At 67.8% G+C, this 11,810-nt stretch carries 12 protein-coding genes; 4 read left to right on the forward strand and 8 right to left on the reverse strand.

The genetic code is table 11. The features are described 5' to 3' along the window. Window positions 1-770 (forward strand): GH39 family glycosyl hydrolase (locus tag ELR45_RS38405; protein ID WP_205856876.1); only part of this gene is annotated, 770 nt, incomplete at its 5' end. Between the two features lie 114 nt (window positions 771-884). Here the strand turns inward: ELR45_RS38405 and ELR45_RS19290 are convergent. Continuing rightward, window positions 885-1,544, reverse strand: coding sequence for a TIGR03086 family metal-binding protein (locus ELR45_RS19290; RefSeq protein WP_129667831.1), 660 nt, complete (start codon window positions 1,542-1,544; stop codon window positions 885-887). 50 nt (window positions 1,545-1,594) lie between these two features. Here ELR45_RS19290 and ELR45_RS19295 point away from each other — a divergent pair, with 50 nt between their 5' ends. Continuing rightward, window positions 1,595-2,074, forward strand: coding sequence for a MarR family winged helix-turn-helix transcriptional regulator (locus ELR45_RS19295; RefSeq protein ID WP_129667832.1), 480 nt, complete (start codon window positions 1,595-1,597; stop codon window positions 2,072-2,074). On the opposite strand, the gene ELR45_RS19300 is transcribed toward ELR45_RS19295, so the two are convergent. Both ELR45_RS19300 and ELR45_RS19305 read right to left on the reverse strand, forming a co-directional pair. Then, window positions 2,071-2,754, reverse strand: coding sequence for a response regulator (locus tag ELR45_RS19300; protein ID WP_276320705.1), 684 nt, complete (start codon window positions 2,752-2,754; stop codon window positions 2,071-2,073). The two genes, ELR45_RS19295 and ELR45_RS19300, sit on opposite strands and share 4 nt — an antisense overlap. Window positions 2,755-2,823: 69 nt before the next feature. Then, window positions 2,824-4,146: an ATP-binding protein gene (locus ELR45_RS19305; RefSeq protein ID WP_165367926.1), complete on the reverse strand. Its 1,323-nt coding sequence runs from the start codon at window positions 4,144-4,146 to the stop codon at window positions 2,824-2,826. Window positions 4,147-4,265: 119 nt separating this feature from the next. Here ELR45_RS19305 and ELR45_RS19310 point away from each other — a divergent pair, with 119 nt between their 5' ends. Together ELR45_RS19310 and ELR45_RS19315 are read left to right on the forward strand one after the other, a co-directional pair. After that, complete coding sequence (locus ELR45_RS19310; protein WP_129667834.1) at window positions 4,266-5,912, forward strand: PspC domain-containing protein; 1,647 nt, start codon at window positions 4,266-4,268, stop codon at window positions 5,910-5,912. Then, window positions 5,909-6,124, forward strand: coding sequence for a hypothetical protein (locus ELR45_RS19315; protein WP_129667835.1), 216 nt, complete (start codon window positions 5,909-5,911; stop codon window positions 6,122-6,124). The genes ELR45_RS19310 and ELR45_RS19315 overlap by 4 nt, the downstream gene beginning before the upstream one ends. A gap of 38 nt (window positions 6,125-6,162) precedes the next feature. Here the strand turns inward: ELR45_RS19315 and ELR45_RS19320 are convergent, their stop codons facing one another. The 5 genes from ELR45_RS19320 to ELR45_RS19340 all read right to left on the reverse strand — a co-directional run. Then, the gene (locus tag ELR45_RS19320; RefSeq protein ID WP_165367927.1) at window positions 6,163-7,161 is read right to left on the reverse strand and encodes a glycerophosphodiester phosphodiesterase family protein; all 999 of its coding nucleotides are present in this window, start codon (window positions 7,159-7,161) and stop codon (window positions 6,163-6,165) included. Between the two features lie 199 nt (window positions 7,162-7,360). After that, window positions 7,361-8,932 carry a glutamine-hydrolyzing GMP synthase gene (guaA, locus tag ELR45_RS19325; RefSeq protein WP_129667837.1) on the reverse strand — a complete coding sequence of 524 codons (1,572 nt, stop codon included), beginning with the start codon at window positions 8,930-8,932 and terminating at the stop codon, window positions 7,361-7,363. 143 nt (window positions 8,933-9,075) lie between these two features. After that, window positions 9,076-10,041, reverse strand: coding sequence for an ROK family protein (locus ELR45_RS19330; RefSeq protein WP_205856877.1), 966 nt, complete (start codon window positions 10,039-10,041; stop codon window positions 9,076-9,078). Then, window positions 10,042-10,968 (reverse strand): carbohydrate ABC transporter permease, encoded by a 927-nt coding sequence (locus ELR45_RS19335; RefSeq protein ID WP_129667838.1) that lies wholly within the window; start codon window positions 10,966-10,968, stop codon window positions 10,042-10,044. Further along, window positions 10,958-11,810: carbohydrate ABC transporter permease (locus tag ELR45_RS19340; protein ID WP_205856878.1), on the reverse strand; the 853-nt coding region annotated here is incomplete at its 5' end. The genes ELR45_RS19340 and ELR45_RS19335, both read right to left, overlap by 11 nt.

Here is an 11,810-nt window from a genome sequence, read left to right on the forward strand (position 1 = left end):
TCGATGAATACGCAGCGCTTCCCACGCTCGTCGACGAGTGTGACGCCGGAGTTCCCGCGCACCACAGCGTCTACGACAACGCAAACTTCGCGTTCCAGAACACCGAGTACTACCCGACGTTCCAGGCGAAGCTGATGAAGAAAGTGCTCGACCTCAACGCCGAGCGCCAGAGCAACATCCAGCAGGCGACCACCTGGAGCTTCTACTTCGAAGGCGAGCGCTACTTCGAGGGCACGCGGGCACTGGCCACCGCCGGTGGGGTGGAGAAGCCGTTCCTCAACGCTTACCGGATCTTCGCGCACCTGGGCGAGCGCCGCTTGGACGCGGTGTCCGACGCCGCGTTCACTCCGGACAACACCGTCGCCCTCGCGCACGGCATGCCGGAGGAGATCGACGTGCTCGCGTCGCGCTCCGGTGATGGTCCGGAGGGGCGGGTCGCCGTCGTCGTGTGGCGGCACGTCGACGACCAGTTCCACGACGATGAGACGCCGGCCGACGTCACCGTGGAGATCACCGGGCTCGCGGCCGGCAGCTACGTGCTCGAGCACTACCGGATCGACGCCGGTCACTCGAACGCGCACACCGTGTGGAAGTCCCTGGGATCGCCGCAGGACCCGACCCCGAGTGAGTTGGAGAAGATCAAGGCGCGCCAAGGGTTGGAGCAATGCGAGCCGACACGTGAGGTGACGCCGGTCGAGCGCTCGCTCCGGCTCACCGTAGCGCTTGCCCTGCCGGCTGTCTCGCTGCTGATTTTGGAGCCCCGCCGATGACGTCGTGAGGTGCCCAGCGGTCTGTTCCTCGACGGAGAGTGGCGCCTTGCCCGGCCGTGCGATGACCTACATCTCGGTTCGTGAGGGCTGGCAGCCCGCGTCGTGCGGTGGCCTTCATTGGGGCCAGGCAGGCGAGCGTCCGAGCATCGCGACGATCTCGTCGAGAGCTGACCCGCCGGACCAGGGAACCTCCGGGCCGAACGCGGCGCCGGGGGCGAGCCGTGCTTCGCCCCCCGGCACGATGCCGGCGACCACGCGCGCGGCGTCGAGGAGTGGCGGTTCGAAGTGCACCGGTAGATCCAGTGTCCGGGCGACGTCCCAGGCGTGCACCACATAGTCGATGAAGTGGAAGCTGATGGCGTGCGCCGCCGGGAACGTGTTGTCCGTGGAGAACTCCGGCAGCGGGAACTCGCGGCCGAGCAGCCCGTCGACGGAGAAGGCCTCGATCACACGTTCCGCCGAGGCGCGATAGGCCGCGACCGGATCGTCCCCGACGGGGCGCGGCTGCCATTGCGCTGGATCGGCGTCGCCGGTGGATGCGGCCGCGAAGCCGTAGTGCTGCGTGGTCATGTGGGCGAGCAGGTCATTCAATGTCCATCCGGCGCACGGCGTCGGCCTGGTCAGGTCCGCCGGCGTCGCTCGTGTCGCCAGGTCAATGCTGGTGCGGACGGCTTGCGCATCGAGCGCGACCAGATCGACATCGGGGCGGGCTGCCAGGTCGTCCAGCGTGCGTAGTGCGTCGGCGACTTCCTGCGGGACATCATTAGTAGGCATGTACATATAATACGCGCTCGCTTATTATTGTCAATGGGTATGGTCCTCACATGACGGAAAGGGATGGTGGACGGCGCGACCTCGCCGCCATGCTCAGCCAGGTGATGCGCGCGCTCGGTGCAGTCGAATTACCCGTGCTGGACGCGCACGGAGTATCCATGTGGGGGTACGTCGTTCTGACCGCGTTGCGGGAGAGCCCCGTGCGCACTCAAGCGGCGCTCGCCGAGGCGATCGGCGCTGACAAGACGCGGATCATCGGCACCCTTGACGAGCTCCAGGAGGCCGGGCTCATCGTCCGTGAGCGCGACCCTGCCGATCGTCGCGCGCGGCTCCTGTCGATCACGGAAGAAGGACGCGAGGTACACAGCTCGACGCAGGCCGACATCCAGGAGAAGGAGAACCGCCTGCTCGCGATGCTGCCACCGGACGATCGGCGAGGATTTCTGAACGCGATCGAGGCCATGTCGGCCCTGCCGCGAGAGGACATCGTGGCCATGGCGGAACCGCCTGGTGGTGGAGCGCGTCGCTAGATGAGGCGGCGGTCAGTGGCCCAGCGGGTCAGCTCGTAGCGGTTGGACAACTGGAGCTTGCGCAGCACCGCCGACACGTGGGTCTCCACGGTCTTGACCGAGATGAACAGCTCCTTGGCGATCTCCTTGTACGCATAGCCGCGGGCGATCAACCGCAGCACCTCCCGCTCGCGCTGCGTCAGCCGGTCGAGATCGTCGTCGACGCTGGGCGCCTCGGAGCCGGCGAACGCGTCCAATACGAAGCCGGCCAGACGGGGAGAGAACACCGCGTCGCCGTCGGCCACACGGACGATCGCGCCGACCAGGTCGTCGCCCGTGATCGTCTTGGTCACGTAGCCGCGGGCGCCGGCACGGATGGTGCCGATGACGTCCTCGGCGGCATCCGATACCGACAGCGCGAGGAACTTGACGTCGGGAACCTCCGGGTGGAGCTGCCGCAGCACCTCGCCACCGCCACCGCCAGGGAGGTGGACATCCAGAAGCACGACCTCGGGCCGGAGCTGGGAGATCACCTTGATCGCCTCGGCCGTGTCGGCGGCCTCGCCGACGACGTCGACGGTATCGCTGGACTGGCTCAGCTCAGCACGGACACCGGTGCGGAACATCGCGTGGTCATCGACCAGCACCACTCGCACCGGTCCGGTACGAGCCTCACCGCTGGGGTCGTTGGGCTCACTCACGTCGTCCTCCACGTTGTCTTCCCACCATTCCGCTGCTATCCACGGTACCGGCAGGAACAGCTCCTCTTCTCACGCCTTCTTGGACAGCAGCTTGACCTCAGTGCCCTCGCCGGGCGCGGAACGGATCCGGGCGCTTCCGCCGTGGCGTTCCATCCGGTCGATGATCGATCGCCGGACACCGAGCCGGTCCTCGGGGATCTGGTCCAGATCGAACCCGGCGCCCCGATCGCGGACGAAGACCTCGATGCCGTCGTCCATGGCCTCGAAGAAGATGTCGATCTTGTCGGCGCCGGAGTGTTTGGCGGCGTTGACGGCAGCCTCTCGCGCCGCGTTGAGCAGGGCGCGCCCGATGTCGTCGATCGGTGCGTCGCCGACCGTCACCACCTCGACGGGCACGCCGAAGGAGTCCTCTACTTCGGCGCCTGCGGTGGTGAACGCGGCCGCCAGCGACGACTCGTCCTCACTGCGGTCTCCGTACAGCCAGTTGCGCAGGTCGCGTTCCTGGCCGCGAGCGAGCTTGATCACCGTGCGCGGGTCATGGGCCTGCTTCTGGATGAGCGCGAGCGTCTGCAGCACCGAGTCGTGCAGGTGGGCGGCGACGTCGGCGCGCTCCTGGGTGACGATGCGCTGGCGACGTTCGGTCTCGGCCGTCCGCCACAGCTGCCAGAGCCACGGACCGAGTATCAGCCCGATGCCGACGAGCAGCACCACGATTCCGGAGAGTGCGTCGACCGTCGCGTCCAGCTCACCCTGCCCGGCGAGGAACACGATGACGCCGACGACCACCACCATCACGCCCGCACTGATCCGCAGCACGGCGATGCGGCCGCTGCCCGTCACGGCGCCCAGCAGCGGGAACCGCGGCGACAGGGCGGTCATGCGCTGCCGCTCCTTGGCATCCGCGGTACGCCACATGAGAGTGAGGCCACCCGCGGCGAGCATCATCGGCACGACGTATTCCGGGCTGATGCCGAGCGGCGTCTGCCCGAAGGCGAAGATCGTGCCGGTGCCGAGCAGTGCGAGCGCGGCAAACTGGCCGAGGTCCCCGGAGCGCTGCACGAGTGTGCGGCGTCGGCGCATGTTCGCGCGGGTAGCGGCGGCGATGCCGGCGGGAGCCGCATCCTCGGCGCGTTTCGCCAGAACCTGGTCCGACGGTGTGAAGATCCACAACGCGAGGTAGAGCACGAGGCCGAACCCGGAGAACGAGCTGAGCAGGGTAAACGCGACGCGCACCGTGATCGGCTGCAACCCGAGGTGTCTGGCGACGCCCGCAGCGACCCCAGCGACGAGCCGCCCGTCGGAGCGGCGCGCGAACCTGGGCGTCCCGCCCTCTGCGCGCGCGCCTGAGCCGTCCGCCCTCGAGGCGGACGACGGCTTAGGCGCAACACTCATACCTTGATACTCACACGCGGAGGCGTTCGCCGCCATGAGGGAAGCCCCTGAGCTCGTCCGGGAGCATTCAGGGTGATCCCCGATGGTGACACGGCGAAGTTCGCGGCAGTATCGATGTCATGACCGAGATGCCGTCCAACCCGTCGCCAGGCGGACGCACCGATACGACCACTGGCGGGATGACCGAAGAACTCCGCACCTTCCGCCGCAGCCAGTCGAACCGCGTGATCGCGGGCGTGCTCGGTGGCCTGGGCCGGCGTCTCGGCGTCGACCCGCTGGTCCTGCGGATCGTCACCGGCGTGCTCGCGCTGTTCGGCGGCGTGGGTCTGCTGCTCTACGCCCTCGCGTGGCTGCTGATCCCGGCGGAACAGGAGCCGGCATCCGTGCTCGACCAGGCGATCGGTCGGCGAGAGGTGCGCGATGCCGCGGCTGTTCCGCTGGCGCTGGCTCTCGGTGCGGTGGTGGTGATCTCGTCCGGCGTGATCATCGGTTCGTCGTGGAACTCCTGGTTCCTCCTGCTGTTGGCGGCCTGTGGACTGTTCATGCTGGTGAAGCGTAGGGGAGAGACCGGCACGTCAGCGGACGAGGCGGGTGACTTCGGGTACGAGCCGCCGGCTGCCGGTATGTACGAGCCCTGGTCGGCGATGCCCGCACCCGGCGAGGCGCCGCTCGACACGGCACAGACCGGCGCCACGGGATGGGATCTTGTGTCTCCTCCGGGAACGGCCGGTGTCGGCGAAGAGCCGTCGGGCGACGCGGACGGGAACGCGCCACGCACGCCGGAACCCGACGCGGACGAGGTCACGGGGTCGGCTGGCGCGGCCGGACACACTGGAGAGGCCGGGCCGGCTGGACAAACGGGGGCAGCCGGGCCAGCTGGCGCAGCCGGGCAGCGAGAGACGGAGCACGTCGAGCCGGTGGGACGGGCGGCGCCCGGCGGGCCGCAGCCCCATGTCGGAACCGGCTGGCCCGAGGGCCCGGACTGGGGGATCCCCGGGGGGCAGAGGTCGCCCTACGACGACGTCTACCTCGTCCCGGGACCGGAGCAGGCACCTCCGCTGGACAAACGGCAACGACCGCGTTCTGTTCTCGGGCTGCTGACCTTCTGCTCGGCGCTGATCTCGGTAGGTGTTCTGGCATTGATCGAGCAGGCCGCAGACGTCGACCCCGCCCTCTACGTGGCGGTGCCGCTGGCGGTCGTCGCCCTCGGGCTCCTCCTCGGTACATGGTTCGGCCGCTCTCGCGGTCTGATCTTCCTGGGCTTCCTGCTCATCCTGGCGCTCATCCCGGCCACCGCGTTGAGTAAATTGGGCGGATCCTGGGGAGACGCGACATACGTTGCGCCCGCGAGCCTCGCCGACTTGCCGTCCGAACCTTTCGAGCATGCGGCAGGAACGATTCACTACGACCTTTCCGCCCTGCAGCTGGACGACGAGGACCATGCCGATGTCACCATCGACGTCGGCGCCGGCGAGTTGACGGTCATCGTTCCGGAGAATGTCGACGTCGTCGCGAATACGGACGTCGGGATGGGCGACTACACCGTCTTCGACGAGTCGGCGTCCGGTATCGGTGTCGGCCAGCAGGTCACCGACCTCAGCTCGGACGGAGCAGCCGGTGGCACGATCGAGCTGAACATCGATGTCGCGCTGGGCACGGTGGTCGTTGAACGGGACCACGGGGCCGAACTGCCCCGGCAGCCGGGCCCGTCAGAGACTGGGCAGGTAGGGGTGCCAGCGCCGCAGACCGAAGGGGACAACCGATGAAACGCCACGACACTGACGTCACCTCGCTCGTCTTCGGTCTGCTGTTCCTCGGCATCGTCGTCGTCTGGATGCTGCTGGAATACGGCGACCTCGGGCCTGATGGGGTCGAGGTCGCCGTGCCGGCACTCTTTGTGACCGTCGGCCTCGCCGGACTCGCCGCGTCGATCAGCAAACTCCGCCGCGGCCGGGACCGCGATGCAGACGCGGGCTGACGGAGTATCCGCATCCTGCCCTCGCGGCCGGCTAGGCGTCAGGAGACCGGCACGAGTGCCGAGAGCTCGTTGCGCGCCGTGACCGCGGTGTCTGGGTGGTCGGTGAAGACACCGTCCACCCCTGCCTTGAAATACGCCGCGTACTCGGCGAACGCATCGCCGAATATCGCCGCCTGCGTACCCCTGCGGTGATCCGCCGGCAGGAAAGCATTCTCGTTCCGGAAGGTCCAGGCGTGCACAACCAGGCCGGCATCGTGAGCGTGCGAGACCAAGCCGTTCGGCTGGGCGAGCCGTCCGTCAGGGTCCCGCGGGAGAACCAGCGATTTGTGTACCCCGACCGCGGCCGCGTAGCGCGATATCTCCACGAGCCCGGTGGGAGTCAGCATGTCGGCGAACCTGCGTCCATGACCGTGATGCTCCCAGTCGTACGGTCTGCCGTTCACGTCGACCAGCTGGACGAGCGGCGCGGTGGTGCGGGTGGAGACCCGGTGCAGCGCCGACGGCTCGAAGCACTGGATGTAGACCTGTCCGGAGTCGAGACCGGCTCTGGCGATGTCCTGGAGCAGGGCGGTGTCATGCCAGAGGCCGTACCCGGCGAAATGAGTCGGATGCTTGAGCTCCGGATACACGCCGATGGTGCGTCCCAGACGACGGGTCGCCTCGGCGGCGAGGCCGGTGATCTCCGCGAACGTCGGCACCCGGTATCGATCGTCGTACATCGAACTCTGCTGGCGGATGTCGACGAGACGTTCCCGTGCCCATAGCGTCTTGATCTCGTCGACGGTGAAGTCCTCGACGAACCAGCCGGTCACATCCTTGCCGTCGAGCGGCTTGGTCCGCCGGCGGCCGGCGAACTCGGGGCGCTGCGACACGTCGGTCGAGGTTGACAGGTCCGCTTCGTGCCGGGCGACCAGAACGCCGTCGGCGGTGATGACGAGATCCGGCTCTATGTAATCCGCGCCGAGGTCGATCGCCAGCCGGTAAGCCTCGAGCGTGTGTTCCGGACGGTAGCCGCTGGCGCCACGATGGGCTATCACCAGCGGGCGTCGACTATGTGTGGCTGGCCTTCTGCCCAACAACCCTGGTGGACGGCCGAGACGTGCTTTCATAGGGACTAGGTCACGCCGCTCACATGTCGCATCGCCAACGGCGGGTCAAACGGAATGTGACGCGCCGACGACAAATTGTTTCTGCGATGACAACCCCTGTGACTAGTAGTGCCGGGAGGCGTTCAGATCATTCCCATTCGATGGTGCCGGGTGGTTTGCTGGTGATGTCCAAGGCCACCCGGTTGACTTCACGGACCTCGTTGGTGATCCGGGTGGAGATCCGCTCCAGGAGTTCGTACGGCAGCCGTGACCAGTCGGCCGTCATTGCGTCTTCGCTGCTCACGGGGCGAAGTACGACGGGATGCCCGTACGTGCGCTCGTCGCCCTGAACGCCCACCGAGTGGACATTGGCAAGCAGGATCACGGGGAACTGCCACACATCGCGTTCCAGGCCGGCCTCGGCGAGCTCCGCCCGCGCGATGGCGTCGGCGCGCCGGAGCACCTCCAGCCGCTCCCAGTCCACCGACCCGATGATCCGGATGGCCAGACCCGGCCCGGGGAATGGATGCCGCCAGACAATCTCGCCCGGAACGCCCAGCTGCTCGCCGACCGCCCGCACCTCGTCCTTGAACAGCCACCGCAGTGGCTCGATCAGGGTGAACTGAAGATCCTCCGGGAGCCCGCCGACATTGTGGTGGCTCTTGATGTTCGCCGCGCCCTCACCGCCGCCGGACTCGACGACGTCGGGATACAGCGTGCCCTGGACCAGGAACTCGACCTCGCCGCCCTCGGCGCCGGCCTTCGCGACGATCTCGCGTGCGGCGTCCTCGAACGCGCGGATGAACTCGCGGCCGATGATCTTGCGCTTCTCCTCCGGGTCTTCCACGCCCTTGAGCGCGCTGAGAAACCGTTCCTGGGCATCGACGACGTACAGGTCGACTCCGGTGGCGGCGACGAAGTCCCGCTCGACCTGTTCCGCCTCGCCTTCGCGCAGCAGCCCATTGTCGACGAAGACGCAGGTGAGCTGATCGCCGATGGCACGCTGCACGAGAGCGGCGGCGATCGACGAGTCGACCCCGCCGGACAGGCCACAGATAACCTGCTTGCTGCCGACCTGCGTCCGGATCTCTTCGACGGCATCCTCGACGATGTTGACCATGGTCCAGGTGGGCCGGGCTCCGGCGATGTTGAACAGGAAATGCTCCAGGACCGCCTGGCCGTGCTCGGTGTGCAGGACCTCGGGGTGCCACTGCACGCCGGCCAGACCGTGCTCGGTGTCCTCGAAAGCCGCGACGGGCGTCCCGTCGCTGGCGGCCAGTACATCGAAGCCGGCCGGTGCCTGGGTGACCGAGTCGTTGTGGCTCATCCACACCGTCGCCTCGGAGGGAAGGCCGTGCAGCAGCGTGCCCGGTTGAGCGACGTCGACCACTGTGCGCCCGAACTCGGAGAAGCCGGTCCGTGCCACCTGCCCGCCGAGGGCGACCGTCATCGCCTGGAAGCCGTAGCAGATGCCGAACGCCGCCACGCCCGCGCCGAACAGCGCTGGATCGACCGACGGCGCGTCGTCCGCGTAGACGCTGGCGGGGCCGCCGGACAGGATGATCGCCTTCGGCCCCTTCGCGAGCATCTGCTCCACCGGCATCGTGTGCGGCACGATCTCGGAGTAGACCTTGGCCTCGCGTACGCGGCGCGCGATCAGCTGGGCGTACTGCGCGCCGAAGTCGACCACGAGCACGGTGTCATGCGTTGTCTCAACCACCCGCCCGAGCCTATCCGACACATGCGGTGCCAGTCGTATTGACGTCAGCCGAGTGGATTTCGGCCGCGCAGTGCGGTTGGAATCAGGGCTACTCGGCGCACGGTGCCACGAAGCGGCCACTTCTGGCACGGCCGGGCGTGCGGCTAACCACCGGCCATGGCGGCGGCGCCAACGGCGACGGCTCGCGGACCCAGGGCGCTCGGGGTGACAACGACGGGTTGGTCGGAGACCGGAGGCTCCGATGAGATCTCCGCCTTCAACGCCAGCTCCAGCAGGTCCCATGCGCAGGCCACCCCGCCGCCGATCACCACGTGCACCACGTCGATCAGCGTCGCCACCATCACCGCGGCCCGCCCGACCGCGCGCCCGGCCTCGTCGAAGACGGCAACCGCGTCTGGATCGCCGGAGCGGGCCAGCGACGCCACCTCCGCCGCGGTCAACGACACCGTGCCCGGGGTTCGTCCGCGACTGCGTCCGTCGTTGGTGTGCGCTCTGCCGGCCGAGAGCTCCAGGTACCGTCTGGCGATCGAACGCCCGGAAGCGAGCGTCTCCAAGTGTCCGGTCCGTCCACAGGAACATGGCCGGTCTCCGAACCCGGCGACGTGCCCGATCTCGCCCGCCGCGCCGTTCGGGCCGGTGTAGAGCTCGCCACCGAGAACCAGTGCCCCGCCGACGCCCGTGCCCAGGGTGACAGCCAGCACGTCGTCGAACCCGCGCACCGCGCCGAAGCGACGCTCGCCCTCGACGAACGCGTTGACGTCGTTCTCGACGACGGCCGGCACGCCGAGCGCCAGTCGGAGCTCCTCCGCGAGCGGGAACCCGGCCCAGTCACGGAACGAGTCCGACGCCGCGACGATGATCCCGCTACGGCGGTCCACCACGCCGGCGGCGCCGACACCGACCGCGGTCAGCCGGTACGCCGACGCATCGAGCGTGCGGGTCACGACGTCGACGGCGGTGTCCAGCATCGCGGCACCACCGGTCCGGGCCGGCGTCGGCGCAGACGCATGCCCGACGACCGCACCTTCGCCGTCCATGAGCACTGCCGACGTCGTCGTCCCACCGATGTCGATACCCGCGACCACGGGCCGCCGTCGTGCACCACCCACTCAGCGCCCTCCAAGGCCGGCGGTGGAGATCCCCTTGACCAGGTGTTTCTGGAGAGCGATCACGATGATCGTGGTCGGGATCATGGAGATGATGGCCGCGGCCATCTGCAGATCCCAGCGGGTGCCGTGCTGGCCGGAGAAGGACGCCAGGCCGATCGGAAGCGTTCCGTGTGCGTCGTAGTCGACCACGGTGATGAGCGGCCACAGGTAGCTGTTCCAGAACGAGAGGAAGGTGAAGACGGCGAGCACCGCCACCGCCGGCTTCGCCAGCGGAAGGATGATCTGCAGGAACGTGCGGAATGCGCTGGCGCCGTCGACCCGGGCCGCCTCGTCCAGCTCGTACGGGATGCCGCGGAAGAACTGCCGCATCAGGAAGGTGCCGAAGGCCGTGAATGCGAACGGAAAGATCAGCGACTGGTAGCTGTCCACCCATCCGAACCACTGCATGAGGATGAACATCGGGACGACGAGGACTTCCTGCGGCACCATCAGGGTGGCGAGGAACAGGACGAACACAAGGTCCCGTCCGCGCCAGCGCAGCCGCCCGAACGCATAGCCCGCGGTGGTGGAGACCACCAGGACCACGAGGGTGCCTGCCGTGGCGACGAGGAACGAGTTCATGATGTAGGTCGCGAACGGACCGTAGGTGAACACATCGGCGAAGTTGCTCCACCGCACCTCGGAGCCGAACAGCCCGGGCGGTGTGGAGAACACCTCGGTGTTCGGCTTGAGCGCCGAGAAGAACGCGTAGACCAGCGGCAGCGCGAAGATCGCGGCGGCCACGACGACGGCGATGTGAGCCAGGACGGTACGTACACCACGGCGGGAGTCCCCGGCGACGCTTTCGTCCAGCGCTTCTCGGCGCTTGCCGGGCTTGCGCGCCGCACCGTCCGGCTCGGGCGAGGCGGCCACCGTCTCAGTGCTCATAGTGCACCCACCGTTTCTGTGCCTTGAACTGCACTGCCGTGATGAGGATGATCAGCACGAACAACACCCACGCGGCAGCGGCCGCCAAACCCAGGTTCTGGAACGCGAACCCCTGGTTGTAGATGAACTGGACCAGCGGGATGGTCGCGTTCCCCGGTCCGCCTCCGGTGAGCAGCTGCGGCTGGGCGAAGACCTGCAACGAGGTGATGATCGTCATCACGGTCGCGAAGAAGATTGCGGGAGACAGCAGAGGCAGGACGACGCTGCGGATCATTCTCGATCCCTTGGCGCCGTCGATCCGTGCCGCTTCGACCACCGAGGCCGGCAGCTGCTCCAGGGCAGCGGAGAAGATCAGCATGTTGTAGCCCATGCCTTGCCAGACCGACATCATCACGACCATGACCATCGCCCACTGCGGGTGAGCCAGGAAGTTCGGCAGCTCGATGTCGAATACCGAGACGGATACGCCGTTGAACAGCCCCTGCGGCTGCAACATCATCTTCCAGATCAGGGCGTTCGCGACGATCGGCGTCACGACGGGGATGAAGAACAAGACTCTGAACGCGCCTCGTCCCCGGATCCGCGGCGACAGCGCCAGCGCCAAGGACAGCGCCACGATCAGGTTGATCGGCACGTACAGCACGGTGAACACGGCCGAGTTGCGCAGAGCGGGCCAGAAGTCGGGATGCCGGGTGAACAACTCTACGTAGTTGTCGAACCCGGCGAACGAACGCTCCCCGAACGCGGGCCAGTTGTGCAGACTCATCACGATCGACACGACCACCGGGACGGCCGTGAACAAGGCGAGCCCCGCCAGGGCCGGGCTGATGAAGCCCAGCGCC

It is taken from the genome of Phytoactinopolyspora endophytica, assembly GCF_004138495.1.
In the GTDB taxonomy this organism is placed as follows: domain Bacteria; phylum Actinomycetota; class Actinomycetes; order Jiangellales; family Jiangellaceae; genus Phytoactinopolyspora; species Phytoactinopolyspora endophytica.